The sequence below is a fragment of the Mycobacterium sp. E1386 genome (genome assembly GCF_001672745.1).
Classification (GTDB): Bacteria; Actinomycetota; Actinomycetes; order Mycobacteriales; family Mycobacteriaceae; genus Mycobacterium.
The window spans coordinates 1-26,328 of the sequence record NZ_LZKH01000086.1; the positions used below are offsets into that span (position 1 = coordinate 1).

A 26,328-nucleotide genomic window follows, 5' to 3' on the forward strand; every position below is an offset into this window, starting at 1 on the left:
CCGGCCGCCGCGACCCACCGGTTCCTGGCGCATCTGCCTGGATATCAGGGCTGGCAATGGGCCGTGGTCGTCGCCGCGCATCCCCGTGCCGACCACGCCACCGTCAGCGAAGTGGTGCTGATCCCGGGTCCGACGGCGCTGCTGGCGCCGCAGTGGGTTCCGTGGGATCAGCGGGTGCGTCCGGGAGACCTGAGCCCCGGTGATCTGCTGGCGCCCGCGGCCGACGATCCGCGGTTAGTGCCCGGCTACGCGGCCAGCGGTGACGCGCAGGTCGACGAGGCCGCCGCCGAGATCGGGCTCGGCCGGCGCTGGGTGATGAGCGCCTGGGGCCGCGCGGAGGCGGCCGAACGGTGGCACACCGGAGACCACGGTCCCGACTCACCGATGGCGCGGTCCACCAAGCGGGTATGCCGCGACTGCGGTTTCTTCCTGCCGTTGGCGGGATCGCTCGGTGCGATGTTCGGCGTGTGCGGCAACGAACTGTCGGCCGACGGGCAGGTCGTCGACAAGCAGTACGGTTGCGGCGCGCATTCGGACACGCCCGCTCCCGCCGGTACGGGTTCCCCCTCCTACGAGCCATACGACGACGGCGTGCTCGACGTTGTCGAGGCGCCGCCCGAGTCGTCCGAGCCGGCAGAGGTGACCGAGACACAGCCCGAGCCTTCCGAGACGACCGAACTCCCGGAATCGACCACCGAGGAGGCCGCGCCGGAGCCGTCGGCCTCAACGCCCGAGACCTCGGAAGCCCAGGCTGCAGCGCCGGAGTCCCAGCCCGAGGCGCTGGAGTCCCAGCCCGACGTCGGCTAGCCCTTCTCTGCGGCGGCCTTGATCTTGGCCAACGAGGTGTTCATCCCGTCGAGCAACTCGCGTTCGAAGTTGGTGGTTCCGCCGAGCAGCGCATTCACCGTCAGATTCGAAATTGCGGTCACGCCGTTCTCGGCGTGACGGCTTTCAATCACCCGGGTGCCCTCGCCGGTGGGTTGGAGCTCGTAGCTCCAGATCGTGTGGTTGGCGTTGACCCGGAACGCAAGCTTGGTTTCCGCGATGACCTCGACCACCGTGCAAGTGGTCGGCCAGTACAGGCGGTTACGGCGATTGATGTTGAGGCTGCGCATGCCCTGCCGCAGCGGACCGAAGGTTTTCATCCAACGACACTGCGGGCTCCACTCCGGCATCCGCCCCAGATCGGAGATCAACCCCCAAACCGTGGAAACCGGTGCGTCAATGTCGATTTGCGCTTGCAGTAGCGGGGCTACCATCGATCCTCCCGGGTCCGTGCTGGTTGCGAGATCTAGCCGTGATCGAAATAGTTTTCGAGTCCGTCTTGTGCGCCCCGTGCGCCGCGGCGGGCAGCCGCGAGTTGCAGCACGAAGATGCTCGTGCCGAGTACTCCGACGCCGAGCCCGGCCAGCGTCAGGGGGCGCCAGCTCTGCAGGGCGGGCACGAGAAACGCGGCGGCCGCAGCGACCAGCCAGCCGAGCGCGCCGAGTGCGACGAACGGCCAGGCGTTGAGCAGCGCGGGCGGCAGCGGCGGCGCCTCGCGGTTCTGGCCGGGTTCCACAGACATCGCGATTAACATAGCCGCCCGATGCGGTCCGCCGGTACCGCCCATGCGCGGCCGGGCGATCGAAAAATGCCTGGGCCGAGGGTCAAGCGCCCGCGCAAGCCGTCGTTCACCGGTTCGTATCCCGCTTTCAGGAGCTTGCGTGTAACCTCGCGCCATGCCTGACAGCGATGCGCGGCTGGCCAGCGATCTGTCGCTGGCGGTCATGCGGCTGGCCCGCCAACTCCGATTCCGGAACCCGTCGTCGCCGGTGTCGTTGTCGCAGCTGTCGGCGCTGGCCACGCTCGCCAACGAGGGCCCGATGACGCCCGGCGCGCTGGCGATTCGCGAGCGGGTCCGGCCGCCGTCGATGACCCGGGTGATCGCATCGCTGGCCGACATGGGCCTGGTTGACCGTGCCCCGCATCCCGTCGACGGCCGGCAGGTGCTGGTCTCGGTTTCGCACTCTGGCGCCGAGCTGGTCAAGGCGACCCGGCGCGCCCGCCAGGAGTGGCTGGCCAAACGGCTCGCAACGCTGGACAGCGAGCAACGTGACACCCTGCGCAACGCGGCCGACCTGATGCTGGCCCTGGTCGACGAAGGCCCGTGAGCGGCGGAACGGATGCCCCGAACGTCCAGGACGTTGACGATCCCGACGACCCCCGGCTCGACGATTTCCGCGACCTGAACAGCGTCGACCGTCGTCCCGATCTGCCGTCCGGCAAGGGTTTGGTGATCGCCGAAGGCGTGCTGGTCGTTCAGCGCATGCTCGCCTCCCGATTCACCCCGCATGCCCTGTTGGGGACGGACCGCCGGCTCGCCGAGCTCGCCGACGATTTGGCCGGTAGCGCCGTGCCGTTCTACCGCGCCTCCGCCGACGTCATGGCGCAAGTGGTGGGCTTTCACCTCAATCGCGGCGTGCTGGCGGCCGCGCGCAGGGTGGCGGAACCCAGCGTGGCCGAACTGGTCGAGCGCGCCCGGACGGTCGCGGTGCTCGAGGGCGTCAACGATCATGAGAACCTGGGCTCGATCTTTCGCAACGCCGCCGGGTTGGGCGTGGACGCGGTGGTGTTCGGCAGCGGCTGCGCCGACCCGCTCTACCGTCGCGCCGTTCGCGTCTCGATGGGCCACGCCCTGCTGGTCCCGTACGCGCGCGCGACGGAATGGCCCGCCGAGCTGATCATGCTGAAAGAGAACGGATTTCGGCTGCTGGCGATGACCCCGGACAGCAAGGCATGCGCCCTGCCGGAAGCGATGGCCGCCGCGCACGACCAGCGCGTCGCGGTGCTCGTGGGAGCCGAGGGGCCGGGGCTCACGCCGGCTACCTTGCGATTGAGCGATGTGCGCGTGCGCATCCCGATGTCGCGCGGCACCGACTCCCTCAACGTGGCGACTGCGGCCGCTTTGGCGTTCTACGAACGGGCTAGGCTCGGCTCGTGACCGACGATTCCGTGCCCTGGGCAACGGGTTTGACGGTCGCCGGCTTCGTCGCCGCAGTGACCGGCGCCGCCATTGTGGTGCTCACTTTGGGACTGATCCGGGTGCATCCACTCCTGGCGGTCGGTCTCAACGTCGTCGCCGCCGGCGGGCTCGCGCCCACGCTGTGGGGATGGCGGCACAAGCTGGTGCTGCGCTGGTTCCTGCTGGGCGCGGGAATCGGAGTCGCCGGCGGGTGGTTGACGCTGATCGCGCTGACGCTGCGCTAGCGCTGTCCGCCCGAGCGGACGCCGAGCAGCACGTCCTCCCAGGCCGGGATGACCGGCTTGCCCCGACGGGTGTGTACCGGCTGCTCCTGCGGCGCGGGTTGCTCTTGCGGCGCGGGAGCAGCGGGCTTCGCCGGTTCCTCGAACGAGACGTGGGCGACCCGCGCGAGCGGCCGCAGTGGGCGGTCGAAGTTCGGGTCCACCAGTTCTTTGGCCGCGTCGTCGACAGCCGTGACCGTTCCTCCGTGGGCGCCCGGGGCGAAGCAGAAGTGCGCGATGTTGTCGGACCGGCCGGCCTTCCACGCAAGCTGCACGGTCCAGCGGCTGTCTTCGTTGCGCCACGCATCCCAGCTGAGCCGGTCGGGTTCCAGGCCGCGCGTCACGAGCGCCGTGCTGACGGTTTCCAGCAAGGTGAGCACCGCGGGGCCGTCGGCGAGCACCGGATGCGCGGCCGTTGCCAACTCGGCGGCGCGGGCACGTTCCAGCAGCACCGGGTGCGCGAACCGCCGGACCCGCGAAACATCGGAGCCCGACGCCGCGGCCACCTGCTCGACGGACGCACCGGCCCGGATCTTGGCCTGAATCTCTTTGGGGCTCAGCATGTTGGTGACCTGAATGTCGAGGTGCGGTTGGTCCGGGTGCGCGGCCTCGCCGCGCACGGCGGCCTTCAACTGATCGTCGATGGCGAGCTTGAACGGTTCACCGGCGTCGCCGGCCCCACAGATGATGTGTTTGCCGTCGGCATCGACCCCAACCATTTTGAGTTCCCGCATGGCTTCTCCTCGCAGGCTCCGTGTGCAGGTCGACGGACCCATCTCGTGCGCACTCTAATGCGCCAACGTCCATAAGCGGTGCTGACACGCTGGGCGGTTGCGTGCTGATTGCGGGGCGGGGCGCTGGATTGCCCGCGCCTCCCCCGCAAGCGGGAGGTACCCCCACAGCTGGTCGTTTCGGCCCGCATGTCGCCGGGCTAAAGCCGCTCGACCACCCAGTCGACGCATTGCGTCAGGGCGCTGACGTCATCGGGCTCGACCGCCGGGAACATCCCGACACGCAACTGGTTGCGGCCGAGTTTGCGGTACGGCTCGATGTCGACGATGCCGTTCGCCCGCAAAACCTTCGCGACGGCCGCCGCGTCAACGTCGTCGACGAAATCGATGGTGCCCACCACCTGGGAGCGCAGTGCGGGGTCGGCGACGAACGGCGTGGTGTACGGCCGCTCCTCTGCCCAGGAGTACAACCGCTGCGAGGAGTCGGCCGTGCGCTTGACGGCCCATTCCAGCCCGCCGTTACTCAGCATCCAGTCGAGCTGCTCGGCCATCAGCGCCAGGGTGCCGATCGCCGGGGTGTTGTACGTCTGGTTCTTCAGGCTGTTGTCCACGGCGATCGGCAGCGACAGAAAGTCGGGAACCCAGCGGCCGGACGCGGCGATGGACTCGACCCGCGCCAGTGCGGCTGGGCTCATGACGGCGAGCCACAGGCCGCCATCGCTGGCGAAATTCTTCTGCGGCGAGAAGTAGTAGGCGTCGGTGTCGGTGATGTCCACCGGCAGGCCGCCGGCGCCGGAGGTGGCGTCGATGACGACCAACGCGTCGCCGGAGTCGGCGGGACGGCGGATGGGCACCGCCACCCCGGTCGAGGTCTCGTTGTGGGCCCAGGCGATCACATCAACCGAGGGATCGCTCTGTGGCTCGGGCGCGCTGCCGGCGTCCGCCTTGATGACGATGGGATCGCCGACGAAGGGGTTGTTGGCGACCGCCGAGGTGAACTTCGAGCTGAACTCGCCGAAGGACAAGTGCAGCGAGCGCTTGTCGATCAAGCCGAACGCCGCGGCGTCCCAGAACGCCGTCGCGCCGCCATTGCCGAGGATGACCTCGTAACCCTCTGGCACGGAGAACAGCTCGGCCACCCCCGACCTGACCCGGCCCACCAAATTCTTGACGGGTGCCTGGCGGTGCGACGTGCCGAACAGCGGGGCCGCGGTGGTCGCCAGGGCCTGCAACTGTTCGGGCCGGACCTTGGAAGGACCGCAGCCGAAGCGGCCGTCGCGGGGTTTGATGTCAGCGGGAACCTCGAGCTGGTCAGCCATGCTCATCAGGGTAGTGAGCGGACGTGACGCGCGGCACGGCGGTCTGACTGCCGACGCCGCGGGCTGCGGCAAAACACATGGCCGGGAGCTCGCGGGGTTTCACGCGCTGTGACGTGGGGCACACTATGGCGCTGACCGCTGGTCAGGCCACAGTGCCGCCGAGGGGTCTAGAAGATATGCGGTACCTGCGGTACTGTCTGGACACAGCACGTCCTAATGTAAACCTCGCTGGGGAGGCTTGGATATGGCCAGGACACGCATGGTTCGGCGTTGGCGCCGCAATATGGAAGTGCGCGACGACACCGAGTACGTCAACACGCTCGCCACCCTGTCCGAAGGGTCGGTGCGGCGAAACTTCAACCCGTACACAGACATCGACTGGGATGCGGCCGAATTCGCCGTCACGGAGAACGACCCGCGGTGGATACTGCCGGCGACCGACCCGCTGGGACGGCACCCCTGGTACCTGGCGCAGTCCGACGAGCGCAAGATCAAGATCGGCATGTGGCGCCAGGCCAACGTCGCCAAGGTGGGGCTGCACTTCGAGTCGATCCTGATCCGCGGTCTGATGAACTACACGTTCTGGGTACCGAACGGGTCCCCGGAATACCGGTACTGCTTGCACGAATCGGTCGAAGAGTGCAACCACACCATGATGTTTCAGGAGATGGTCAACCGGATCGGCGCCGACGTGCCGGGCATGCCGCGGATGCTCAAGTGGCTCTCGCCGCTGGTTCCACTGGTGGCCGGCCCCCTGCCGGTGGCATTCTTCATCGGAGTGCTCGCCGGCGAAGAGCCCATCGACCACACACAGAAAAACGTTCTGCGCGAAGGCAAGTCGTTGCATCCCATCATGGAGCGGGTGATGGCCATCCACGTCGCCGAGGAAGCGCGTCACATCTCCTTCGCCCACGAGTTCTTGCGCAGGCGGGTGCCGGAACTGACCAAGCGCCAGCGGTTCTGGACCGCGCTCTACCTGCCGCTGACCATGAAGATCCTGTGCCGGGCGATCGTGGTGCCGCCCAAGGCATTCTGGCAGGAGTTCGACATTCCGCGCGAGGTCAAGAAGGAACTCTTCTTCCGGTCGCCGGAGTCGCGAAAGTGGCTGAGCGACATGTTCGGTGACGTCCGGATGCTGGCCCACGACACCGGCCTGATGGAAACCCGCTCGGCGCGGCTCATGTGGCGGCTGTGCAAGATCGACGGGAAGCCCTCGCGCTACCGCAGCGAGCCGCAACGCCAGCACCTGGCCGCGGCGCCGGCCGCCTAGGACCACGCGGGTAATCGTTTATGCCGCACGTTATTACCCAGTCGTGCTGTAACGACGGGTCCTGTGTTTTCGCGTGCCCGGTGAACTGCATTCACCCCACGCCCGACGAGCCCGGCTTCGCCACCTCGGAGATGCTCTACATCGATCCGGTGGCCTGCGTGGACTGCGGCGCGTGCGTGAGCGCATGTCCGGTCGGCGCCATCGCACCCGACAGCCGGCTGGATACCAAGCAGCTGCCGTTCGTCGAGATCAACGCATCCTTCTACCCCGAGCGGCCCGAGGGCGAGAAGGTCCCGCCCACATCGAAGCTGGCCCCGGTGATTCCGGCCGCCCAGGTGCGCGCCCGCCGCCGGCCGCTGACGGTGGCCATCGTGGGATCCGGGCCGGCCGCGATGTACGCCGCCGACGAACTGCTCACCCAACATGGCGTGCGGGTCAACGTGTTCGAGAAGCTGCCGACCCCCTACGGGCTGGTGCGCGCCGGCGTCGCGCCCGATCACCAGAACACCAAGCGGGTCACCCGGCTGTTCGACCGGATCACCGGTCATCGCGGCTTCCGGTTCCACCTCAACGTCGAGGTCGGCAGGCACCTGAGCCACGCCGAGCTGCTGGCCCACCACCACGCCGTGATGTACGCCGTTGGCGCCCCCGACGACCGTCGGCTGGAGATCGACGGCATGGGCCTGCCCGGCACCGGCACCGCCACCGAATTGGTCGCGTGGATCAACGGGCACCCCGACTTTGCCGATCTGCCAGTCGATCTCAGCCACGAGCGGGTGGTGATCGTCGGCAACGGGAACGTCGCGCTCGACGTGGCCCGTGTGCTCACGGCGGACCCCGACGATTTGGCCCGCACCGACATCTCCGATCGCGCACTGGCGGCGTTCCGCGCTTCCGCCGTCCGCGAAGTGGTGGTCGCCGCCCGGCGGGGTCCCGCCCAGTCGGCATTCACCCTGCCCGAACTGATCGGGCTCACGGGCTCATCCGACGTCGTGCTCAGCGCCGCCGACCACGAGTTGGTGGCGGCCGATCTCGCGGCGGCCACGGACGGCTTGACGAAGCGCAAGCTGGAAATACTGAGCACGCTCGGTGACGATTCCGCGCCGGCCGCCCTGTCCGGCGCCCCGCGTATCCGGCTGGCCTATCGGCTCACCCCAAACCGCGTGCTGGGTGATGAACGCGCCACCGGGGTGGAGTTCGCGGTCACCGGAACCGACGAGGTGTGCCGACTGGACGCGGGTCTGGTGCTGACATCGATTGGCTACCGCGGCATGCCGATTCGCGACCTGCCGTTCGACGAGTCGACCGCGGTGGTCCCCAACGACGGCGGCCGTGTGATCGATCCCGACTCCGGGGCGCCGGTCCCGGGCGCATACGTCGCGGGCTGGATCAAGCGGGGGCCCAGCGGGTTCATCGGCACGAACAAGTCGTGCTCCCTGCAAACCGTTCAGGCCCTGGTGGCCGATTTCAACGCCGGCAAGCTAAGCGATCCGGTGGCCGAGCCGGAGGCGCTGGCCAAGCTGGTGCACACCCGGCAGCCCGACACCGTCGATGGCCGCGGCTGGCGAGCCATCGACGCTGCCGAGATCGCGCGCGGCAGCGCCGACGGTCGGCCGCGGAACAAGTTCACCGAGGTGACCGACATGCTCGCCGCCGCTGCCGCCGCCGAGCCCGCGCCGCCGCCGCGACGCGGGCTACTGGACCGGCTGCTCGGCTAGCCGGCGCCCTGCCCGGCCATCGCGGCCTGGATTTCGTCGTAGCCGACCTCGCGCACCGGCTGGCCCATCGACCATTGGTGGCCGAACGGGTCGGCGACCACGCCGTAGCGGTCACCCCAGAACTGGTCGTCCAGCGGGGCGACCACGGTGGCGCCCGCGTCCAGCGCCCGCTGGAACTTGGCGTCGACGTCGGTGACGGTCAGGTGGATGGTGACCGGGGTGCCGCCCAATGACTTGGGCGTCATCGACTTGCCGCCGCACATCTCGGGGAAGTCGTCGTTGAGCATGACCAGAAAGCCGTTGATGCGCACCGCGGCGTGGATGAGTTTTCCGTCCGGCCGAGGCACACGCCCCAGTTCCTCGGCACCGAAAGCCTTGACGTAGAAGTCAATTGCGGCAGCCGCGTCGTCCACCACCAGGTGGGGTGACAGGGCGGGTTCGATGTTGAGCGCCATTGTTGTTCTCCTTGCTGTCGGTTCCCAGGCCGGCCCGAGACGGGCAGGCTCGCGAGTTATGACTGCGCCCGCGACCAAAACTCATCGCGGCGACACTCATTTAATCGCCGGGCACCGACAACCGGCTTCCCCTCAGGCGTTGGTGAGGCTGCGGTCCCAACCCTCGACCGATTCCGGGCTGCGGGGGCCCGGTCCGACATAAATGGCCGACGGGCGCACCAGCTTGCCGAGCCGCTTCTGCTCGAGGATGTGCGCGCACCAGCCGGCGGTCCGTCCGCAGGTGAACATCGCCGGCATCATGTTGGCCGGCACCTGCGCGAAGTCGAGGATCACCGCCGCCCAGAACTCGACGTTGGTCTCGATGGCCCGGTCCGGACGCCGCTCGCGCAGCTCGGCCAGCGCGGCCTGCTCCAGCGCGACCGCGACCTCGTGGCGCGGCGCGCCCAGCCGCTCTGCGGTCGCGCGCAGCACCCGCGCCCGCGGGTCCTCGGCGCGGTAGACGCGGTGCCCGAAGCCCATCAGCTTGTCGCCGCTGTCCAGGATCTTCTTCACCAGCCCGCGGGCGTCGCCGGTGCGTTCGACCTCTTCGATCATCGGCAGGACCCGCGCCGGCGCGCCGCCGTGCAGCGGTCCGCTCATGGCCCCGATCGCCCCGGACAACGCCGCGGCCACGTCGGCGCCGGTCGAGGCGATCACCCGAGCGGTGAATGTCGACGCGTTCATGCCGTGTTCGGCGGCCGACACCCAGTAGGCGTCGATCGCCTCGACGTGCCGCGGGTCCGGCTCGCCCTGCCAGCGGGTCATGAAACGGGCTGTGACGGTGTCGCATTCATCGATCACCCGCTGCGGGACCGCGGGCTGGTAGATGCCGCGGGCGGACTGCGCCACGTAGGACAAGGCCATCACCGAGGCCCGGGCCAGCTGGTCGCGGGCGGTGGCGTCGTCGGTGTCGAGCAGGGGCCGGTACCCCCAGATCGGGGCCAGCATCGCCAGGCCCGCCTGCACGTCGACGCGCACGTCGCCGGTGTGGATGGGCAGCGGGAACGGCTCGGCGGGCGGCAATCCGTGGCCGAACTTACCGTCGACCAGCAGAGCCCACACGTCGCCGAAGGTGACCTGTTGATTGACCAGGTCCTGTATGTCGACACCGCGGTAGCGCAGCGCGCCGCCGTCTTTATCCGGTTCGGCGATCTCGGTGGTGAAGGCGACGACGCCCTCGAGGCCGGGGACAAAGTCTTCGGGGACCACAGTCATAGGCAAAATTCTCGCACCCCACGTTCGGACCGACGCTACCGGCCGGTAGCAAGCCCCGGTAGCGTTGGCGCGGTGGCAGGACCAGACTCCGAGCGCCTGCAGAGGATGCGCGTGGAATACGGATCGGCGGAAAAGGACGGCAGTCCCGATCTCGACACGGATTGGCTCGACGACGGTTGGGTTGCCTTGTTGCGCAAATGGATCGATGAGGCCGAGCGGTCCGGCGTCGCCGAACCCAACGCCCTGGTGCTGGCCACCGTCGCCGACGGCAGGCCGACAAGCCGATCGGTGTTGTGTAAGAGCGTGGACGAGTCCGGGATCACATTTTTCACCAACTATGACTCGGCCAAGGGCTCCGACCTCGCGGCGACGCCGTACGCGTCGGTGACGTTTCCCTGGTACCAGCTGGGCCGGCAGGTTCACCTCCGCGGTCCGGTGAGCAAGGTCACGCCTGAGGTCACCGAGGACTACTGGTCCAAGCGGCCCCGCGGCTCCCAGCTCGGCGCGTGGGCCTCGCACCAGTCCCGTCCGATCGCGTCGCGCGCGGCGCTGCTCGACCAGCTGGCCGAGGTGACCGCGCGCTTCGCCGACCGCGAGCAGGTTCCGGTACCGCCGGGGTGGGGTGGCTATCTGCTTGCTCCGGAATCGATCGAATTCTGGCAGGGCCGGGAGAACCGATTGCATAACCGGATCCGGGTCACCGGCGCTCATGTGGAGCGCCTCCAGCCCTAGCCCGCCCCGGGGGTCGGTGCGACGGGACAGACCCGACCCCGGGCAGGCACGCGAACGCGACAACGACTACCTTCACTTATAAGCACCTAGTCAGGGCAGCCATACCAGCCAGAGCGCAAAGGGGTTCTCGTGGCCGACACCGACGACACCGCAACTCTGAAGTACCCGGGGGGCGAGATCGACTTAGAGATCGTTCGCGCCACCGAAGGTGCGGATGGGATTGCGCTCGGTTCCCTGTTGTCCAAAACCGGGCACACCACCTTCGACAACGGGTTCGTCAACACCGCCGCGTGCAAGAGCGCCATCACGTACATCGACGGCGACGCCGGGATCCTGCGTTACCGCGGCTACCCGATCGAACAGCTCGCCGAGAAGTCGACCTTCATCGAGGTGAGCTACCTCCTGATCTACGGCGAGCTGCCCGACAAGGACCAGCTCGCGGAGTTCACCAAGCGGATCCAGATGCACACCATGCTGCACGAGGACCTGAAGCGCTTCTTCGACGGCTTCCCCCGCAATGCGCACCCCATGCCGGTGCTGTCGGCCGTGGTGAACGCGCTGAGCGCCTACTACCCCGACGCGCTGGACCCGATGGACAACGAGCAGGTCGAGCTGTCGACCATCCGCCTGCTGGCGAAGTTGCCCACCATCGCCGCGTACGCGTACAAGAAGTCCGTCGGGCAGCCGTTCCTTTACCCGGACAACTCGCAGTCGCTGGTGGAGAACTTCCTTCGCATGACGTTCGGGCTGCCGGCGGAGCCTTATCAGGCGGACCCCGAAGTCGTGCGGGCGCTGGACATGCTGCTCATCCTGCACGCCGACCACGAGCAGAACTGCTCGACGTCGACGGTTCGGCTGGTGGGTTCGTCGCGGGCCAACCTGTTCACCTCGATCTCCGGCGGCATCAACGCGCTGTGGGGTCCGCTACACGGTGGCGCCAACCAGGCGGTGCTCGAGATGCTCGACCAGATCCGCGAAAGCGGCGACGACGTCAGCGAGTTCGTCCGCAAGGTGAAGAACCGCGAAGAGGGCGTCAAGCTGATGGGCTTTGGCCACCGCGTGTACAAGAACTACGACCCGCGCGCCCGGATCGTCAAGGAACAGGCCGACAAGATCCTGGCCAAGCTCGGCGGCGACCCGCTGCTGGACATCGCCAAGGAGCTGGAAGAGGCGGCGCTGACCGACGACTACTTCATCGAGCGCAAGCTGTACCCGAACGTCGACTTCTACACCGGGCTGATCTACCGGGCCCTCGGCTTCCCGGTCCGGATGTTCACCGTGTTGTTCGCGCTCGGCCGGCTGCCCGGCTGGATCGCGCACTGGCGCGAGATGCACGACGAGGGCGACAGCAAGATCGGCCGCCCGCGCCAGATTTACACCGGTTACACCGAGCGCGACTACCAGACCATCGACGCGCGCTAATCAGCAGAGCGAGGCCAGCACCGCCATGGCGGCGTTGTGCCCGCCGATGCCCGACACTGCGCCGCCACGGCGAGCGCCGGAGCCGCACAACATGATTCGCTCGTGCGCGGTCGCCACCCCCCATCGCCGCGCCGGTGTGTTCAGCGGGTCGTCGTCGTCAGCGAACGGCCACGCCAGGCCGCCGTGGAAGATGTTGCCGGCCGTCATCCCCAGCGTGCGGTGCAGGTCCAGGGTGGTCGTCGTCTCAATGCACGGCCGGCCCTGAGCGTCGCTCATCAACACGTCCTGAATGGGTTCGGCCAGAACCGAATTCAGTGACGCCAGTACCGACTCGGTCAACCGGTCACGCAGGGCGCCGGAGTAGCTGCCGTCGAACAGCGAGTGCGGGGTGTGCAGACCGAACACCGTCATCGTGTGGGCGCCCGAATCGCGCAGGTCGGCCGACAGAATGCTCGGGTCGGTCAGCGAATGGCAATAGGCTTCGCACGGTAGCGGATTCGGAATATGCCCGGCGGCCGCGCGCGAATACCCGGCGTCCAGTTGGGTCCACGTCTCGTTGACGTGGAACGTCCCGGCGAAGGCCTGTTCGGGAGTGACGCCGTCATCGCGCAACCGGGGCAGCCGCCGCAGCACCATGTTCACCTTGACCTGCGCGCCTTGGGCGGGGGACGGCGGCCGTTCGCCGAGCAGGCCTGCCAACACCGCCGGCGTGACGCCGGCGAGGACGAACCGGCCCGTTATCAGGTGTTCCTCGTCCCCGGTGCGGTAGCGTACCACGCCGTCCGGTTCGACGGCGTAAACCTCTGCGCCAGTGGTTATTTCGGCACTGTGGCCGATGGCCGCCGCTGCCAGGGCATCGGTCAGTGCGCCCATCCCGCCGACGGGAACATCCCAGTCCCCGGTGCCGCCGCCCAGCACGTGGTAAAGGAAGCAGACATTCTGCATCAGTGACGGGTCGTCAAGGCGCGCGAACGTTCCGATCAGCGCGTCGGTCGCGATCACGCCGCGGACCACGTCGTTGCCGACGGCGGCGGTGATGGCGTGCCCGATCGGCTCGTCGATCAACGCCTGCCACGCCGCCGCCGCATCGCGGTCGCCGCTTCCCGCGACATGCAGGCGGGCCTCCTCTCGGGTGCGCAGCGGTTCCAGCAGCGTCGGCCATAGCCGTTGAGTCACCAGTCGGCAGCGTTGATAGAAGGCGGCGAACCCGTGCTCATCGGGGCCGGCGCCGATCGCGGCGAACGTGCCGCCGGACGCGCCGATCAACAGCCCACTCCGGCCATCGGTGGCGGGGTCGGGGGTGTACGACGAATACGGCCGCCGGGCCAGCCGGACCGCCGCACCCAGGTCGGCGACGATGCGGGGCGGCAACAAGCTGACCAGGTAGGAGTAGCGGGAGAGCCGGACGCCGACACCGTCGAAGGCCTGTGCCGAGACCGCTGCCCCGCCGACGTGCCCCAGCCGCTCGAGCAACCGCACCCGAAGACCCGCGCGGGCCAGGTACCCCGCCGCGACGAGGCCGTTGTGACCGCCACCAATCACGATGGCGTCCAAGGCACCGCCATCCGCCGCGTGACGGTTCAGCTCAGGTAACCCTCGACCTCGCCGGGCGGACGAACCTCGGCCTCCCGCGGGTCACCGCCGGTTTCACGCAGCGCCCGGCGCTGCCGCAGCAGGTCCCAACACTGGTCCAGCTCGACCTCCAGTCGGCGCAGGCGGTCGTGTTCCTCCGATTCGGAGATGTCGCGGTGTTGCAGCTGCTCCCGCAGGGCTTTCTCCTGTGCGACCAGGTCGCGGATGTGTGCCAGGGTCTCGCTGTCGGTCGGTTTCTTGCCGTTGGCCATCGCTCCAGTGTGCCCGACCGGGCGGGGGCCGAATCGCCAGGTTGCCCGTCGCCTGCCGGACGTACAGCGGGGACCAACGAATCCACGGACGCGAAAGCCTTGTGCCAGAGCCGTTTTCGGAACCGGCCACGCCGGGGATCTCGGCGGCTGCGCTAGCTCGGCCCCGGAAGGCGCAGCACCAGGCGCGCACCGCCCAGCGGGCTGCTCTCAAGTGCAGCGGTTCCGCCGTGCAGGTGGGCCTGCTGGGCCACCAACGCCAGCCCCAGGCCCGACCCGGAATGGGAGGCGGTCGACCCGCGGGAGAACCGCTCGAAGACCACTTGGCGTTCGTCTTCGGGTACGCCGCTGCCGTTGTCGTCGATGGCGATCTCCACCCCGGCGCGGGAGCTGACCGCCGAGAGGCGGACGCGGGTCGCGCCGCCGTGCTTGACGGCATTGGCGATCGCGTTGTCCACCGCGAGGCGCAATCCGGCCGGCAATCCCATGATGATGCACGTCGGCGACGGCACCAGTGACACGTCGAGGTCGGGGTAGATGCGCATCGCGTCGTGGGCGGCGCGGTCAAGGAGCTCGGTGATGTCGACCGGCACCTGATCGTCGGATGTCGACAGCTCGCCCTGGGCCAGCCGCTCGAGGGCGCTCAGCGTGGCCTCGATCCGCGACTGGGTGCGGATGACGTCGCTCAGCACCTCTTTGCGCTGGTCGTCGGGCATGTCCAGGGTGGCAAGCACCTCGAGGTTGGTGCGCATCGCCGTCAAGGGCGTGCGCAGCTCGTGCGACGACACCGCGGCGAAGTCGCGGGCCGACGCCAGCGCCTCCTTGGTCCGGATCTGCTCATCCCAGATGCGCTGCAGCATGCCCCGCATGGCCTCGGCGATCTCGACGGCCTCGGTGGCGCCGTGCACCTCCACCCGCGGCGCCTCGTCGCCGGCGTCGATCGATCGGGTCTGCTGCGCGAGCTGCTTGAACGGGCGAACGGCGAACGCGGCCAGCAACCAGGCGAACACCGCCGCCGCGCCAATGGCGAAGCCGCAGATCAGCAGGACGCGCCGGTGCAGGTTGTTGGTTTCGGCGAGGGTCGCGTCATACGTCGCGCCCACGGCCAGCGACGTGGGCTCCGGCGCGGGAATCTCCACCGTCCGCACCCGGTATCGCACGCCTTTGACGTATGCGTCGGCGTAATCGACGTCCAGCCTGGGTAGCGTCACGTCGGAGTTCGACTTGACCTGGTCGCCGCGGCGGACCGTCATGATGGCGTCGTTGTCGTTGGGGGAGCGCGGGATCTCGTCGAGACCGCGCGGCAGGAAAGGGATCGCGAAGCCGGCGGCCTCGTCGAGGCGGCGGTCCAGCCGCTCCTTGCGGTCGTTGGTGATGCCCACCCAGACGACGATCCCGACGATGAGCACGGGAATGGCGGCGCCGATGGCGGTCGCGACCACGACCCGCGCGCGTAGCGAAGGCGTACGGGTCAGGATGCGGGATAGAAAATTCATGACACCCGCCTGGTTACTGCATACGCAGCACGAACCCTACTCCGCGAACGGTGTGCAGCAGCCGGGGACCGCCGTTGGCCTCGAGCTTGCGGCGCAGGTACCCGATGAATACGTCGACGACGTTGGTGTCGGCGGCGAAGTCGTAACCCCACACCAGTTCCAGCAGCTGCGCGCGGGACAGCACCGCGGTCTTGTGCTCGGCCAACACCGCCAGCAGGTCGAACTCACGCTTGGTCAGGTCGACGTCGACGCCGTTGACGCGGGCGCGCCGGCCGGGGATGTCCACCTCCAGCGGGCCCACCGTGATGGTTTCCGAGGAGGACGTCGCTGTCGCGCCGCGACGGCGCAGCAGCGCCTTCACCCGCGCGACAAGCTCGGCCAACACGAACGGTTTGACCAAGTAGTCGTCGGCGCCGGCTTCGAGCCCGGCGACCCGGTCGTCGACCGAGCTGCGGGCGGACAGCACGCAGACCGGGACGTCGTTGTCCATCGCCCGCAGCGCGGTGACGACGCTGACGCCGTCCAGCACCGGCATGTTGATGTCGAGCACGATCGCGTCCGGCCGGGTTTCGGTGGCGCTGCGCAAGGCTTCGGCGCCGTCGACCGCGGTCGACACCTCGAATCCGGACAGCCGCAGGCCGCGTTCCAGCGACGCGAGCACATCGGAGTCGTCGTCGACGACCAAGACGCGGGGTGAGGTGCCACCAGTGTCCATGTCGCCCATCTTGCCTGATTGTTGATCGTGGCGGTGCCAAGGCCGGGCCGCCGATGCCTAAAAGGTTACGTTTTCGACGCTGCGCCGCAACTGCCCGTTGGTAGGGACGTGCGATCCCGAGATCGGTTGGTGCGACGTGGCATTCGCGTCCGGAGTGGCCGATTTCCGATTGATGTTGCCGCCGTGAAGGTTTGGGTCATTCCACGGAGAGTCCGCTCAGCCGCACCGCCAGCTGCCGGCGCACCGCGGGAACCCCCGCCGCCAGGCGCATTCCCGTGTTGCGCAGGGGGCGCAACAGGCGCGGCAGGGTTGCGACCCGGGTCAGCCGTCCCGTCAGTTTCAGTACCCGCTCGGCGCGGCGGCGCTGCGCGGTGCTGTACGCATCCAGCGCGGCCTCCGGGGCGCCCCCCAGGACTTCGGCGAGGGCCCCGGCCAGCGCCACCGCGTCGGTGATGCCGAGGTTCATGCCCTGGCCCCCGGCCGGGCTATGCACATGCGCCGCGTCACCGGCGAGCAGCAATCGGCCGGCGCGATAGGTGTCGGCGACGCGGTGATGGATGTGGAACCGCGAACCCCAGACCAGCTCGGTGACGACCGTCTGCCCTGGCCCGAATCCTCGGGTGTCGAGCAGGGCCTGCACAAACTGCGCCGACGGCAGCTGCGGCGCGTCGCCGGTCGGCGCGACGACACGGAAGATGCCACCGGGCAGCGGGGCCAGCACCGCCAGGCCGTCTTGGCCGTAGAACAGGATCACCTCGTTGCGGGGTGCTTCACCGGTTACTCGAACGTCGGCGAGGGTGAAAGCCTCGGCGAATTCGCCACCGGCGAAGCCGATTCCGGCTTGAGTCCGGACGGTGCTGTTCATGCCGTCCGCGCCGACGGCGTAGCCCGCCCTGATGGTGTCGCCGTCGTCGAATGTGGCCGTCACGCCGGCGGCGTCCTGGCGGATGCGGCTCAGCGTCTTGGGGCGGACCACGTCGCCGCCCAACTCCTGGAGTCGCTCGAGCAGCAGCCGTTCGGTGTCGGCCTGGGACAGCATCAGCGTGTACGGGTGGTCCGTCGGCAGCTCACTGAAGTCGACGGGGATCAGGATGCGCCGGCCCTCCCGCATGGTGAATCGCGGTGCGATCAGCCCCGCCTTGACCATGCGCCGGGCCACGTCGAGCTCCTCGAGCACCTCGAGGGTGCGGGCGTTGACGGCGGCGGCACGGGACGTGTTCGCGCCCTCGGCCAACTTGTCGACCACGACCGCCCGGATTCCGCGCCTGAGCAGTGTGGCGGCGAGCGTGAGGCCGGTCGGGCCCGCGCCTACCACCAGGACATCGGTGTCTTTCATGGTCCGCTCCTCTCTCGGTGCGTTTAGTCAACGCTTGTTGGCATACCCCCATGCTTGCGTGCCGGTGGAGCAATGTCAACAGTTGTTGGCCTACAATCGTTGACATGAGACGGTCGTCCGATGAGACCAAGGCAGTGATCCTGGCGGCCGCCCGCGAGCGGTTCGGCGCGGTCGGCTTCCAGGGGGCGACGATCCGGGCGATCGCCGCCGACGCGGGGATCGATCCCGCGATGGTCATGCGGTACTACGGCAGCAAGGACAAGCTGTTCGCCGCGGCCGCCGAGTTCGACTTGCGGTTCCCCGATCTCGCTTCGATCGACCCGGCGCAGGTCGGGCGGTCGCTGGTGCGCCACTTTCTCGAACGCTGGGAGGGCGACGAGGCGCTGGTGATCCTGCTGCGGTCCAGCGCCACCAACGGCGAGGCGGCGCAACGGATGCACGAGATCTTCGGAACCCAGATCCGGCCGCTTGTCGGCTCGCTTGTGCCGTCGGAGGAAGTCGCCGTGCGCGCGGGGCTGATCGCGACCCAGATCCTGGGGATGGCGTTGTGCCGCTTCGTGTTACGGCTACCGCCCATCGTGGAGATGACCCGCGACGAGATCGTCGACTGGCTCGGCCCGACCATTCAGCGCTACCTCGGGCTACCCGATGGCTGACGCGAGACGCGTGGTTTATGTGTCGCGGCGGTCCGCCGCCGCTCAGGGCAATCCGATGCGGCGGTAGCGCCGCAGGCGGGCCGTCAGCCGCTCGCCCGCGGGAAGCGCCCGCAGCGCGTGCACCTCGGTGGCGATGGCGCGCGAGAGTCGCTGGCAGAACTCGATCGGCTCGTCGGCGGCGTCGGGATGTTCCGGCACGACGGCGTCGACGATGCCCGACGCCAGCAGGTCGAGCGACCGGATGCCTTGCGCGGCAGCAAGTTCGGCGGCGTGAGCGGTGTCTCGGAAGACGATCGCGCTGGCGCCCTCCGGCGGGAGCGGGGCGAGCCACGCGTGCAGCGCGGCCAGCACCCGATCTGCCGGCACCATCGCCAGCGCCGGCCCGCCGCTGCCCTGGCCAAGCAGCACCGACACCGTCGGGGTATCGAGGGTCACCAGCTCGGCCAGGCACTGGGCGATTTGGCCGGCCAGCCCGCCCTGTTCGGCCTCGGCCGACAGCGCGGGGCCGGCGGTGTCGATCACCAGCACCAGCGGAAGGCGCAGCTCGGCGGCCAGCGCCATGCCGCGCCGGGCCTCGCGCAGCGACGCGGGCCCGACCATCCCACCCGTCACCCGCTGCTGCCCGAGCACCACCGCGGGCTGGCCGGCGAAACGGGCCAGCGCCAGCAGGGTCGTCGCCGCTTCGCCCTGCCCCGTGCCCGACAGCAGCACCCGATCGGTGGCGCCGTGGCGCAGCAGCAGCCCCACACCCGGCCGGTCGGGGCGGCGCGACGCCACCACCGAGTCCCACGCCGGCACGTCGGGCAGCGATTCGGCCGGCCCCGCCGCCGGGAGGCGCTCGGGTGGGTCGGCGATGACGGTCAGCGCCCGGTCCAGCGTCCGGCGCAGCTCGCCGACCGGGACGACCCCGTCGATCACGCCATGGCGCTGCAGGTTCTCCGCCGTCTGGACGCCTTCGGGGAACGGCTCGCCGTAGAGCAGCTCGTACACCCGGGGTCCGAGGAAGCCGATCATGGCGCCCGGTTCGGCGACGGTGACGTGGCCGAGCGATCCCCACGACGCGAACACCCCGCCGGTGGTGGGATTGCGCAGGTAGACCAGGTAGGGCAGGTGGGCCTGCTTGTGCAGGCGGACGGCGGCGGCGATCTTCACCATCTGCAGGAATGCGACCGTGCCCTCCTGCATGCGGGTGCCGCCGGAGCTCGGCGAGGCCAGCAGCGGCAGGCCCTCGGCGGTCGCTCGCTGCACCGCGGCGGTGATCCGCTCAGCCGCGGCCACCCCGATCGAGCCGCCGAGGAAGCCGAACTCGCAGACCACCACCGCCACCCGGCGCCCGTAGATGCGCCCCTCGCCCGTCAGCACCGATTCGTCCAGGCCGGTCGCCGCCCGCGCGTCGGCCAGCTCTCGCGCGTAGGCCTCGCTGGCCCGCACCGCGAGCGGCTCGCCGTCCCAGCGGATGAAAGAGCCCTCGTCCAGCACCGCGTCGCGCAGCTGAGCAGCCGTGATACGACTCACGACACGAGGCTATATAGGGTGGCTGCCATGATCGGTGTTACCCAGGCCGAAGCCGTGCTGACGATTGAGCTGCAGCGGCCCGAGCGCCGCAACGCTCTGAATTCCCAGCTCGTCGAGGAGCTGCGCGAAGCCTTCCAGAAGGCGAGCGACGGCTCCGTCCGGGCCATCGTGCTGACCGGTCAGGGCACGGCGTTCTGCGCCGGCGCCGACCTGAGCGGCGACGCGTTCGCCGCCGACTATCCCGACCGGCTCATCGAGCTGCACAAGGTGATGGATACGACGCTGATCCCGGTGATCGCCGCCATCAACGGTCCCGCCATCGGCGCGGGCCTGCAGCTGGCCATGCAGTGCGATCTACGGGTCGTCGCACCGGACGCGTTCTTCCAGTTTCCGACATCGAAATATGGCCTGGCACTTGATAACTGGAGCATTCGCCGGTTGTCTTCACTGGTCGGGCACGGGCGGGCCCGCGCGATGCTGCTGGCCGCGGAGAAGCTGACCGCCGACGCCGCGCTGCAGACCGGAATGGCCAACCGCATCGGAACGCTGGCCGACGCCCAAGCGTGGGCCGCCGAGATCGCCGGCCTGGCACCGCTGGCGATTCAGCATGCCAAGCGGGTGCTGAACGACGACGGCGCGATTGAGGAGGCCGGGCCCGTGCACAAGGAGCTGTTCGACAGGGCGTGGGGGAGCCAGGACGTCATCGAGGCCCAAGTCGCCCGCATCGAGAAGCGACCGCCAAAGTTCCAGGGGGCCTAACCGTCATGCTGCGGGGGGCGCTGCGATTGGCCGCCGGCACGGCTTCGCTGGTGGCCGGCAGCTGGGTGGTGCGGGCGCTGCACGGCGCACCGGCGGCCCTCGGCGCTCATCCCGCCGCGATCAGGGCGGTGGCGGAGGGGTCACCGAACTACCGCGACGGCGCATTCGTCAACCTCGACCCCGCCTCCAATTTCACGATGGATCGCGAAGAACTGCGGCTGGTCGCGTGGGAGCTCATCGGCAATCGGGGGGTGAGCCGGCCTTCAGCGCCAATCCCGTTGGCCACTCCGGCGATCTACGACGGTGACCCCGGCCGGCTCGCCGTCAGCTGGTTCGGTCACTCGACGGCGCTGCTGGAAATCGACGGTTACCGGGTGCTCACCGACCCGGTCTGGAGCGACCGGTGCTCACCGTCGGACATCGTCGGACCACAGCGGCTGCACCCGCCGCCGGTGCAACTGGAAGGGCTGCCCGCCGTCGACGCGGTCGTGATCAGCCACGACCACTACGACCACCTCGACATGGACACGGTGACGGCGCTGGCCCACACGCAGCGGGCCCCGTTCTTCGTGCCGCTCGGTGTCGGCGCGCACCTGCGCGCGTGGGGGATACCGGAGCACCGCATCGTCGAGCTCGACTGGCATCAGAGCGGTCTGGTCGACCAGCTGACCGTGACTTGCCTTCCGGCGCGGCACTTTTCGGGTCGCTTCCTGGACCGCAACACCACGCTGTGGGCGTCGTGGACATTCGTCGGCCCGAATCATCGCGCCTACTTCGGCGGCGACACCGGCTATACAAAGAGCTTCGCGCAGATCGGCGCCGACCACGGACCGTTCGACCTGACCCTGTTGCCCATCGGCGCCTACAACACCGCGTGGCCGGACGTCCACATGAACCCCGAGGAAGCGGTGCGGGCGCACCTGGACCTCACCGGCGACGGACTGCTCGTGCCGATTCATTGGGGCACTTTCCGGCTGGCTCCCCACCCGTGGGCCGAGCCGGTTGAACGCCTGCTCGCAGCCGCTGAACCGCAAAATGTCAAAGTGGCGGTCCCCGCCCCCGGCCAACGCATCGATCCCGCGGCGCCGCCGAAATCGAACCCCTGGTGGCGGCTCTGATTCGGGGGTCTGCCGACCCCGGGCGTTAGAGTTCCGCCATGACGAAACGCGCGGCCGCGGCCGTTGCCACGGTGCTGCTCGGTCTGACCGGTTGTGGGGCCACCCGACAGGCATCCAGCCGGCCCGCGCTTTCGGACGCGCCCCCCAACGAGGTGTCGGGCCTCGCGATCCCCGCCGGCCGTATCGACGAGGCGGTCGCCAAGGTCGACGGCCTGGTCGGCGACCTGATGAAGAGCACCGGTGTCCCGGGCATGGCCGTCGCCATCGTTCACGGTGGAAAGGTGCTGTACGCCAAAGGATTCGGCGTCAAGGATGTGGGCAAGGGGGAGGGTCAGGACAACAAGGTGGACGCCGACACCGTTTTCCAGTTGGCCTCGGTGTCCAAGTCGGTCGGCTCGACGGTGGTCGCGCACGAGGTCAGCGACAACGTTGTCGCGTGGGACACCCCGGTGGCATCCAAGCTGCCGTGGTTCACGCTGAGCGATCCCTACGTCACGGGCCACGCCACCGTCGCCGACCTGTACTCGCATCGCTCCGGGCTGCCCGACCACGCCGGTGACAAACTCGAAGACTTGGGCTACGACCGTCGGCAGACCCTGGAACGGCTGAAGTACCTGCCGCTGGCCCCGTTCCGAATCAGCTACGCCTACACCAACTATGGGGTAACCGCAGCGGCCGAGGCGGTGGCCGCCGCGGCGGGCAAGTCCTGGGAGGACCTGTCCAACGAGGTGCTCTACCGCCCCCTGGGGATGACGTCGACCAGTTCGCGGTTCGCCGACTTCGTCGCACGACCCAACCATGCGGTCAACCACATCAAGATCGCCGAAAGGTGGGAGGCCCGATTCCAGCGCGACCCCGATCCCCAGTCACCCGCGGGCGGAGTGAGCTCGTCGGTCAACGACATGGCCCGCTGGCTGATGATGTTGCTGGGCAACGGAACTTACAACGGCCAGCGGATCGCCTCGCCCGAAGCCTTGCTGGCCGCCACCAGCCCCCAGACGGTTTCGGCGCCCGCGAAAACGCCCCGGGCGCGCTCCGGGTTCTACGGCTACGGCTTCAACGCGTCGGTCGACTCGTCTGGGCGCACCGAATACAGCCATTCCGGCGCTTTCGATTTGGGGGCGGCGACAAACTTCGTGGTGATGCCCTCGGAGGACTTGGGCATCATCGCGCTGACGAATGGCGCGCCCTACGGCATCCCGGAGACGCTGACCGCCGAATTCATGGATCTCGTGCAGTACGGCCAGATCCGTGAGGATTGGGCGGCTCTGTACAAGAAGGCGATCGGCTGGCTGAACAACCCGGGGGGATCGCTGGTCGGCAAGCAGCCACCGGCCAGCCCCGCGCCGGCCAGGCCGCTCGGCGACTACGCCGGCGTGTATGCCAGCGATTACTGGGGCCCGGCCGTCGTCACCGAACACGACGGCTCGCTGCAGCTGGCGATGGGCCCCAAGAACCGGATGGTCACGCTGACGCACTGGGACGGCGACACCTTCACCTTCGGTTTGACCGACGAAAACGCCCCGCCCGGAACCGTTTCCAAGGCCACATTTTCTGGACGGACCCTAAACCTGGAGTACTACGACGCGGACAAGCTGGGAACGTTCACCCGATGATCGCCGGACTGACCGATGCCGAGGTGGCGCAGCGGGTCGCCGACGGTAAGAGCAACGCGGTCCGCGAACGCGCCACCCGCAGCATCACGGACATCGTGCGGGCCAACGTCTTCACCCGGATCAACGCGATACTGGGGGTGTTGCTGCTGATCGTGCTGGCGACCGGCTCGTTGATCAACGGGATGTTCGGCCTGCTCATCATCGCCAACAGCGTCGTCGGCATGGTCCAGGAGATTCGTGCCAAGCGGACGCTGGATGCCCTGGCCATCGTCGGGCAGGCGAAACCGTTGGTGCGCAGGCAATCCGGTACGCGCACCCTGCTGCCTTCCGAGGTGGTGCTCGACGACATCATCGAACTCGGCCCGGGGGACCAAGTCGTCGTCGACGGCGAGATCGTCGAAGAGGCGAATCTCGAGGTCGACGAGTCGTTGCTGACCGGGGAGGCCGATCCGATGGCCAAGGCAACCGGCGATGCGGTCATGTCGGGCAGCTTCGTCGTGGCGGGCACGGGCGCCTACCGCGCCACCAAGGTCGGGCCGGAGGCCTATGCCGCCAAGCTCGCCGAGGAGGCCAGCAAGTTCACGTTGGTCAAATCCGAACTGCGCAACGGGATTAACCGGATCCTGCAGTTCATCACCTACCTGTTGGTGCCGGCCGGCCTGCTGACGATCTACACCCAGTTTTTCACCACGCACGCGGGCTGGCGGCAGTCCGTGCTCCGTACCGTGGGCGCGCTGGTCCCGATGGTGCCAGAAGGGTTGGTCTTGCTGACGTCGGTCGCGTTCGCCGTCGGGGTGATCCGGCTGGGGCAACGGCGGTGCCTCGTGCAGGAGCTGCCGGCGATCGAGGGACTCGCCCGGGTCGATGTGGTCTGCGCGGACAAGACGGGCACCCTGACCGAGAACGGCATGCGCGTGGCGGGCGTCGAGGAACTCGACGCGGCACAGCGGCACCGGGTCGCGGACGCCCTAGCCGCGTTGGCCGCCGCCGACCCGCGGCCCAATGCCAGCATGCAGGCGATCGCCGAAAGCTACCAGCGCCCGCCCGACTGGATCGCCACGGCCACCGCGCCGTTCAAGTCGGCCACCAAGTGGAGCGGGGTGTCCTTCGGGGATGACGGCAACTGGGTGATCGGGGCGCCGGACGTGCTGCTTGATCCGGAGTCGACGGCGGCCGAGCAGGCCGAGCGGATCGGCGCGCAGGGGTTGCGGGTGCTGCTGGTCGGCACGGGCGACGTCGCCGTCGACCATCCGGACGCGCCGGGCCGGGTCACCCCCGTCGCGCTGGTGGTTCTCGAGCAGCGGGTGCGCCCGGACGCCGCGGACACCCTGGATTATTTTGCCGAGCAAGGTGTTTCGGTCAAAGTCATTTCCGGCGACAACGCGGTGTCGGTCGGTGCCGTCGCCGACAAGCTCGGGCTGCGCGGGGAGACGATGGACGCACGCCGGCTGCCGGCGGAACCCGCGCAATTGGCCGACGCGCTGGACGCCTGCACCACCTTCGGCCGGGTGCGGCCCGACCAGAAGCGGGCGATGGTGCACGCCCTGCAATCGCACGGGCATACGGTCGCGATGACCGGCGACGGCGTCAACGACGTCCTGGCGCTCAAGGATGCCGACATCGGCGTCGCCATGGGTTCCGGCAGCCCGGCGTCACGCGCGGTCGCCCAGATCGTGTTGCTGGACAACAGGTTTGCCACCCTGCCGTATGTCGTCGGCGAGGGCAGGCGCGTGATCGGCAACATCGAGCGGGTCGCCAACCTGTTCTTGACCAAGACCGTCTACTCGGTGCTGCTGGCGCTGCTGGTCGGCATCGAATGCCTGCTCTCGAAACCGCTCGACGCCGACCCCCTGCTGTACCCGTTTCAGCCGATCCACGTCACCATCGCGGCGTGGTTCACCATCGGGATCCCGTCGTTCATCCTGTCGCTCGCCCCCAATAACGAACGCGCCTACCCGGGTTTCGTGCGTCGGGTGCTGAGCTCCGCGCTACCCTCCGGGCTCATCGTCGGCACCGCGACTTTCGGGTCCTACCTGGTGGCCTATCACGGCCGGCACGCGACGTTCCAGCAACAGGAGCAGGCGTCTACCGCGGCCCTCATCACGCTGCTGATGACGGCGCTGTGGGTGCTCGCCGTGGTCGCGCGCCCCTACCAGTGGTGGCGGGTAGCGCTGGTGATCGGCTCCGGCCTGGCCTACGTGGTGATCTTCAGCATCCCGCTGGCCCGCCGGGCGTTCCTGCTCGACCCCTCCGATGTCGTGGTGACGTCGACCGCGGTGGGGATCGGCTTGCTGGGCGCCGGCGCCATTGAGGTGATGTGGTGGGTCCGGGCACGGGTGCTGGGCCTGCAGCCGCGGCTGTGGGGCGAGCCACCGGCCAAGTAGGATTTCGGCGGGGAAAGGACGGGTACATGGGATTCCTGGACAAGGCCAAAGACCTGCTGTCGCAGAACGCCGACAAGGTCGGAACCGCGATCGATAAGGCCGGCGAATTCGTCGACGAGAAGACACAGGGCAAGTACTCCGACACCATCCACAAGGTGCAAGAAGAGGCCAAGAAAGCGGCCGAGTCCGCGGCCAAAGGCGACGACCAGAACTGAGCTCATGGCGAAACTCTCCGGATCCATCGACGTCCCGCTGCCACCCGAGGTGGCCTGGAAGCATGCCTCCGACCTGTCCCGGTACAAAGATTGGCTGACAATCCACCGCGTGTGGCGCAGCAAGCTGCCCGATGACATCGACAAGGGCACGGTCGTGGAGTCGATCGTCGAAGTCAAGGGCATGTACAACCGAATCAGGTGGACGGTCGTGCGCTACAAGCCGCCGGAAGGCATGACGCTCAACGGTGACGGCGTCGGCGGCGTCAAGGTCAAGCTGATGGCCAAAGTTCAGCCCGCGGAAGAGGGCTCGATCGTCAGCTTCGACGTCCACCTCGGTGGCCCCGCCCTGTTCGGGCCCATCGGCATGATCGTCGCCGCCGCGCTGCGTGGCGACATCGACATGTCGCTGCAGAACTTCGTCACGGTATTCACCCGCCCCGACCCCGGGATGAACGGCTCCGGCGGTCGTCACTGACCGACGGGCGCCACGC

27 protein-coding genes are annotated in these 26,328 nt (G+C 68.7%); 15 read left to right on the plus strand and 12 right to left on the minus strand.

Annotated features, from left to right (window positions below; genetic code table 11):
* The coding region (locus A5709_RS09985) for a DUF3027 domain-containing protein (protein ID WP_068119715.1) at positions 1–807 on the plus strand (807 nt) is incomplete at its 5' end.
* Here A5709_RS09985 and A5709_RS09990 read toward each other — a convergent pair.
* Both A5709_RS09990 and A5709_RS09995 read right to left on the minus strand, forming a co-directional pair.
* Positions 804–1,259 carry an SRPBCC family protein gene (locus tag A5709_RS09990; protein ID WP_068119717.1) on the minus strand — a complete coding sequence of 152 codons (456 nt, stop codon included), beginning with the start codon at positions 1,257–1,259 and terminating at the stop codon, positions 804–806. The two genes, A5709_RS09985 and A5709_RS09990, sit on opposite strands and share 4 nt — an antisense overlap.
* A 32-nt stretch (positions 1,260–1,291) precedes the next feature.
* Positions 1,292–1,567: a DUF2530 domain-containing protein gene (locus tag A5709_RS09995; RefSeq protein ID WP_067951523.1), complete on the minus strand. Its 276-nt coding sequence runs from the start codon at positions 1,565–1,567 to the stop codon at positions 1,292–1,294.
* 154 nt (positions 1,568–1,721) lie between these two features.
* Between A5709_RS09995 and A5709_RS10000 the strand changes: the two genes are divergently transcribed.
* Genes A5709_RS10000 through A5709_RS10010 form a run of 3 tightly spaced genes read left to right on the plus strand, consistent with a single transcriptional unit; the run spans position 1,722 to position 3,249 of the window.
* Positions 1,722–2,153 (plus strand): MarR family transcriptional regulator, encoded by a 432-nt coding sequence (locus A5709_RS10000; RefSeq protein WP_067951517.1) that lies wholly within the window; start codon positions 1,722–1,724, stop codon positions 2,151–2,153.
* Positions 2,150–2,983 carry an RNA methyltransferase gene (locus A5709_RS10005; RefSeq protein WP_068119719.1) on the plus strand — a complete coding sequence of 278 codons (834 nt, stop codon included), beginning with the start codon at positions 2,150–2,152 and terminating at the stop codon, positions 2,981–2,983. The genes A5709_RS10000 and A5709_RS10005 overlap by 4 nt, the downstream gene beginning before the upstream one ends.
* A complete protein-coding gene (locus tag A5709_RS10010; RefSeq protein WP_067951513.1) occupies positions 2,980–3,249 on the plus strand; it encodes a DUF2537 domain-containing protein in 270 nt (89 codons plus the stop codon). Before A5709_RS10005 ends, A5709_RS10010 begins: the two co-directional genes overlap by 4 nt.
* Here the strand turns inward: A5709_RS10010 and sepH are convergent.
* A complete protein-coding gene (sepH, locus tag A5709_RS10015; protein WP_067951511.1) occupies positions 3,246–4,019 on the minus strand; it encodes a septation protein SepH in 774 nt (257 codons plus the stop codon). The genes A5709_RS10010 and sepH overlap by 4 nt on opposite strands.
* Before the next feature lie 197 nt (positions 4,020–4,216).
* Entirely contained in the window at positions 4,217–5,335 is a 1,119-nt protein-coding gene (gene serC / locus A5709_RS10020) for a phosphoserine transaminase (RefSeq protein WP_156768005.1), read from the minus strand.
* A 244-nt stretch (positions 5,336–5,579) separates the two neighbouring features.
* On the opposite strand from serC, the gene A5709_RS10025 reads away from it, so the two are divergent.
* A complete protein-coding gene (locus A5709_RS10025) occupies positions 5,580–6,605 on the plus strand; it encodes a diiron oxygenase (protein WP_067951507.1) in 1,026 nt (341 codons plus the stop codon).
* A gap of 20 nt (positions 6,606–6,625) precedes the next feature.
* Entirely contained in the window at positions 6,626–8,323 is a 1,698-nt protein-coding gene (locus tag A5709_RS10030; RefSeq protein WP_068119724.1) for an FAD-dependent oxidoreductase, read from the plus strand.
* Here A5709_RS10030 and A5709_RS10035 read toward each other — a convergent pair.
* Complete coding sequence (locus A5709_RS10035; RefSeq protein ID WP_067951503.1) at positions 8,320–8,778, minus strand: VOC family protein; 459 nt, start codon at positions 8,776–8,778, stop codon at positions 8,320–8,322. The two genes, A5709_RS10030 and A5709_RS10035, sit on opposite strands and share 4 nt — an antisense overlap.
* Positions 8,779–8,910: 132 nt before the next feature.
* Complete coding sequence (locus A5709_RS10040) at positions 8,911–10,032, minus strand: citrate synthase 2 (protein ID WP_067951500.1); 1,122 nt, start codon at positions 10,030–10,032, stop codon at positions 8,911–8,913.
* A 72-nt stretch (positions 10,033–10,104) separates the two neighbouring features.
* On the opposite strand from A5709_RS10040, the gene pdxH reads away from it, so the two are divergent.
* Entirely contained in the window at positions 10,105–10,764 is a 660-nt protein-coding gene (pdxH, locus tag A5709_RS10045) for a pyridoxamine 5'-phosphate oxidase (RefSeq protein WP_197520112.1), read from the plus strand.
* A 129-nt stretch (positions 10,765–10,893) separates the two neighbouring features.
* Positions 10,894–12,186 carry a citrate synthase gene (locus A5709_RS10050; RefSeq protein WP_067951496.1) on the plus strand — a complete coding sequence of 431 codons (1,293 nt, stop codon included), beginning with the start codon at positions 10,894–10,896 and terminating at the stop codon, positions 12,184–12,186.
* Here the strand turns inward: A5709_RS10050 and A5709_RS10055 are convergent, their stop codons facing one another.
* The 5 genes from A5709_RS10055 to A5709_RS10075 form a co-directional block, all read right to left on the minus strand.
* Entirely contained in the window at positions 12,187–13,740 is a 1,554-nt protein-coding gene (locus tag A5709_RS10055; protein WP_068119728.1) for an NAD(P)/FAD-dependent oxidoreductase, read from the minus strand.
* Positions 13,741–13,766: 26 nt separating this feature from the next.
* Positions 13,767–14,030 carry a DUF2630 family protein gene (locus A5709_RS10060; protein ID WP_067951492.1) on the minus strand — a complete coding sequence of 88 codons (264 nt, stop codon included), beginning with the start codon at positions 14,028–14,030 and terminating at the stop codon, positions 13,767–13,769.
* A gap of 152 nt (positions 14,031–14,182) precedes the next feature.
* Complete coding sequence (locus A5709_RS10065; RefSeq protein WP_067951491.1) at positions 14,183–15,523, minus strand: HAMP domain-containing sensor histidine kinase; 1,341 nt, start codon at positions 15,521–15,523, stop codon at positions 14,183–14,185.
* 13 nt (positions 15,524–15,536) lie between these two features.
* A complete protein-coding gene (gene prrA / locus A5709_RS10070) occupies positions 15,537–16,247 on the minus strand; it encodes a two-component system response regulator PrrA (protein ID WP_156673443.1) in 711 nt (236 codons plus the stop codon).
* A 187-nt stretch (positions 16,248–16,434) separates the two neighbouring features.
* Complete coding sequence (locus A5709_RS10075) at positions 16,435–17,574, minus strand: FAD-dependent oxidoreductase (RefSeq protein ID WP_067951489.1); 1,140 nt, start codon at positions 17,572–17,574, stop codon at positions 16,435–16,437.
* Positions 17,575–17,678: 104 nt separating this feature from the next.
* Here A5709_RS10075 and A5709_RS10080 point away from each other — a divergent pair, with 104 nt between their 5' ends.
* A complete protein-coding gene (locus A5709_RS10080; protein WP_067951487.1) occupies positions 17,679–18,230 on the plus strand; it encodes a TetR/AcrR family transcriptional regulator in 552 nt (183 codons plus the stop codon).
* 42 nt (positions 18,231–18,272) lie between these two features.
* Here the strand turns inward: A5709_RS10080 and A5709_RS10085 are convergent, their stop codons facing one another.
* The gene (locus A5709_RS10085) at positions 18,273–19,745 is read right to left on the minus strand and encodes a carboxyl transferase domain-containing protein (protein ID WP_068119730.1); all 1,473 of its coding nucleotides are present in this window, start codon (positions 19,743–19,745) and stop codon (positions 18,273–18,275) included.
* A 27-nt stretch (positions 19,746–19,772) separates the two neighbouring features.
* Here A5709_RS10085 and A5709_RS10090 point away from each other — a divergent pair, with 27 nt between their 5' ends.
* Genes A5709_RS10090 through A5709_RS10115 form a run of 6 tightly spaced genes read left to right on the plus strand, consistent with a single transcriptional unit; the run spans position 19,773 to position 26,312 of the window.
* Positions 19,773–20,504, plus strand: a complete 732-nt coding sequence (locus A5709_RS10090) for an enoyl-CoA hydratase (protein ID WP_067735701.1) — start codon at positions 19,773–19,775, stop codon at positions 20,502–20,504.
* 5 nt (positions 20,505–20,509) lie between these two features.
* Positions 20,510–21,622 carry an MBL fold metallo-hydrolase gene (locus A5709_RS10095; protein ID WP_156768006.1) on the plus strand — a complete coding sequence of 371 codons (1,113 nt, stop codon included), beginning with the start codon at positions 20,510–20,512 and terminating at the stop codon, positions 21,620–21,622.
* A 38-nt stretch (positions 21,623–21,660) separates the two neighbouring features.
* On the plus strand, positions 21,661–23,238 hold the full coding sequence (locus A5709_RS10100) for a serine hydrolase (RefSeq protein WP_068119732.1): 1,578 nt from the start codon (positions 21,661–21,663) through the stop codon (positions 23,236–23,238).
* Positions 23,235–25,622, plus strand: coding sequence for a cation-translocating P-type ATPase (locus A5709_RS10105; protein ID WP_068119733.1), 2,388 nt, complete (start codon positions 23,235–23,237; stop codon positions 25,620–25,622). The genes A5709_RS10100 and A5709_RS10105 overlap by 4 nt, the downstream gene beginning before the upstream one ends.
* A 26-nt stretch (positions 25,623–25,648) precedes the next feature.
* Complete coding sequence (locus A5709_RS10110; RefSeq protein WP_067951478.1) at positions 25,649–25,837, plus strand: antitoxin; 189 nt, start codon at positions 25,649–25,651, stop codon at positions 25,835–25,837.
* Positions 25,838–25,841: 4 nt separating this feature from the next.
* On the plus strand, positions 25,842–26,312 hold the full coding sequence (locus tag A5709_RS10115; protein ID WP_068012450.1) for an SRPBCC family protein: 471 nt from the start codon (positions 25,842–25,844) through the stop codon (positions 26,310–26,312).
* Positions 26,313–26,328: the final 16 nt, after the last annotated feature.

Bases quoted from the DNA above. Each gene is read 5' to 3' on its own strand.
- sepH (WP_067951511.1), bottom strand. From the start codon at position 4,019: ATGCGGGAACTCAAAATGGTTGGGGTCGATGCCGACGGCAAACACATC.
- A5709_RS10075 (WP_067951489.1), bottom strand. From the start codon at position 17,574: ATGAAAGACACCGATGTCCTGGTGGTAGGCGCGGGCCCGACCGGCCTC.
- A5709_RS10000 (WP_067951517.1), top strand. From the start codon at position 1,722: ATGCCTGACAGCGATGCGCGGCTGGCCAGCGATCTGTCGCTGGCGGTC.
- A5709_RS10095 (WP_156768006.1), top strand. From the start codon at position 20,510: ATGCTGCGGGGGGCGCTGCGATTGGCCGCCGGCACGGCTTCGCTGGTG.
- A5709_RS10025 (WP_067951507.1), top strand. From the start codon at position 5,580: ATGGCCAGGACACGCATGGTTCGGCGTTGGCGCCGCAATATGGAAGTG.
- A5709_RS10065 (WP_067951491.1), bottom strand. From the start codon at position 15,523: ATGAATTTTCTATCCCGCATCCTGACCCGTACGCCTTCGCTACGCGCG.
- A5709_RS10030 (WP_068119724.1), top strand. From the start codon at position 6,626: ATGCCGCACGTTATTACCCAGTCGTGCTGTAACGACGGGTCCTGTGTT.
- A5709_RS10080 (WP_067951487.1), top strand. From the start codon at position 17,679: ATGAGACGGTCGTCCGATGAGACCAAGGCAGTGATCCTGGCGGCCGCC.
- A5709_RS10035 (WP_067951503.1), bottom strand. From the start codon at position 8,778: ATGGCGCTCAACATCGAACCCGCCCTGTCACCCCACCTGGTGGTGGAC.
- A5709_RS10110 (WP_067951478.1), top strand. From the start codon at position 25,649: ATGGGATTCCTGGACAAGGCCAAAGACCTGCTGTCGCAGAACGCCGAC.
- A5709_RS10090 (WP_067735701.1), top strand. From the start codon at position 19,773: ATGATCGGTGTTACCCAGGCCGAAGCCGTGCTGACGATTGAGCTGCAG.
- A5709_RS09995 (WP_067951523.1), bottom strand. From the start codon at position 1,567: ATGTCTGTGGAACCCGGCCAGAACCGCGAGGCGCCGCCGCTGCCGCCC.
- A5709_RS10105 (WP_068119733.1), top strand. From the start codon at position 23,235: ATGATCGCCGGACTGACCGATGCCGAGGTGGCGCAGCGGGTCGCCGAC.
- serC (WP_156768005.1), bottom strand. From the start codon at position 5,335: ATGGCTGACCAGCTCGAGGTTCCCGCTGACATCAAACCCCGCGACGGC.
- A5709_RS09990 (WP_068119717.1), bottom strand. From the start codon at position 1,259: ATGGTAGCCCCGCTACTGCAAGCGCAAATCGACATTGACGCACCGGTT.
- A5709_RS10040 (WP_067951500.1), bottom strand. From the start codon at position 10,032: ATGACTGTGGTCCCCGAAGACTTTGTCCCCGGCCTCGAGGGCGTCGTC.
- prrA (WP_156673443.1), bottom strand. From the start codon at position 16,247: ATGGGCGACATGGACACTGGTGGCACCTCACCCCGCGTCTTGGTCGTC.
- A5709_RS10115 (WP_068012450.1), top strand. From the start codon at position 25,842: ATGGCGAAACTCTCCGGATCCATCGACGTCCCGCTGCCACCCGAGGTG.
- A5709_RS10100 (WP_068119732.1), top strand. From the start codon at position 21,661: ATGACGAAACGCGCGGCCGCGGCCGTTGCCACGGTGCTGCTCGGTCTG.
- A5709_RS10060 (WP_067951492.1), bottom strand. From the start codon at position 14,030: ATGGCCAACGGCAAGAAACCGACCGACAGCGAGACCCTGGCACACATC.